Raw genomic sequence first — 1,573 nt, forward strand, 5'->3', positions numbered from 1 at the left:
TTTGAAGACGGAGTGCAGGTTGTTGAACAATCGGACTGGAAGGCCGCTTGATGATATTTTGCTCATACACCAGAATTGACAATAACTCAACACAATTTGGGCTTGCGTTTAACGTCCAGCAAAAGCGAACCTATTACGGGTGCATATGGGGATGCTGTTCCATTATCTAATCTTGCTTGTGCAGAAGATATTATTTTGTTTATCACATTAAGCTGTTATCTTATTGACAATCCCAACGCAGAGGATATTCGAAAACAACTTCAAGATATTTACCATCGTTATACATGCTATAAATTCGATCATGACCCTAAAAGGAAATCTTTAAGATACGTACCTGAATTAATAAGTACTTATGCAAAAATATTAACCATTGGTGATAGTGAGAACATAGAGGTTACTCCAGTTCAATTACCTGAAAATGAAGAAAAATATTTGTTGAAAATATATACGCTTTTTGGTGGTAGCTTATTTCCAGCATTACTGTTTAATAAAGATGGCCAGTATTACAATGAACTTCCTTTCTTGCGAGGAAAATTAATCGATAACTTTAATAAACTTCTAGACGAGCGTTTGGCTATAAACTATACCCATTATACTCATTCAAACACCATGTATTATGAAATATTGCAGTGTAAATCGGAACATTACTCACATTGTTATGATATGGATCGTTATCCATTAGGCAAAGCGGGAAAAGCATCTTTTGAAGGCACTGATGTATTAGCACGCATTGAATTTTCCACAATAGTATCGCTAGAATGTCACATGAAACTCATAAACCAGTGGCTACATTCTATATTGCAAAATGTAACCTCACTTACAACATTATCTGAAACATCGCAGCAAGATAAAGATATCTCATTTACAACTCAAGCGGAGCCAGCCTTTCTCGATCGTTGTACACAATTTTGTTCTAATAATAAATCCACCCTTATTTTAACAGCAATAGGCCTTTTTGCCACAGTCAATTTATTTGCCATGATTTCTCCAAAAGAAGAATCAACATATCAACCGCGGTAAGACTCAAATTATTTAAACAAACAATCTTATTGTTACACTCAACATGCCACAAGATCGAAATTTGCCCTTTATTTACTGCTTTAGATGTCTATGCAATTAATTTCAAAACTATGCGGTTAACATCAATTGAATTTCATTACCGTAGGTTTTCGCGCGATTGTGCCTGCTGGTCCATATTAATCGACTAGCACTAAATAATAAAAATAGCTAATCGCAAATTTTGACACAGATGGGGTCATTACCCCTAAATAAAACTAATTATAATAAAGTTGTGATTTTAACTGTTTACAAGTGTTCAAAAATCTCACCAACACATTGAGTATTCTGAACAGCGCGGTTGGCAGGCGCATAACCCGGGGTAGCGACCCCATCTGTGTCAAAATTTACGGTTTGATATTCTCCATAATGAAGTTTGTTAGTTTTACTCCGCTAATGTCCACATTTTGCTGTTTTATAACTTTAAATGAGTTATTGTCAATTCTGGTGTATGAGCAAAATATCATCAAGCGGCCTTCCAGTCCGATTGTTCAACAACCTGCACTCCGTCTTCAAA

The 1,573-nt window shown here is 35.6% G+C and carries 1 protein-coding gene; it reads left to right on the forward strand.

The genetic code is table 11. From position 1 onward, the window contains the following. Positions 1-75: 75 nt before the first annotated feature. Positions 76-1,020 carry a hypothetical protein gene (locus Lfee_RS07325; RefSeq protein ID WP_058445377.1) on the forward strand — a complete coding sequence of 315 codons (945 nt, stop codon included), beginning with the start codon at positions 76-78 and terminating at the stop codon, positions 1,018-1,020. Positions 1,021-1,573 lie beyond the last annotated feature (553 nt).

This window comes from Legionella feeleii (genome assembly GCF_001467625.1).
In the GTDB taxonomy this organism is placed as follows: domain Bacteria; phylum Pseudomonadota; class Gammaproteobacteria; order Legionellales; family Legionellaceae; genus Tatlockia; species Tatlockia feeleii.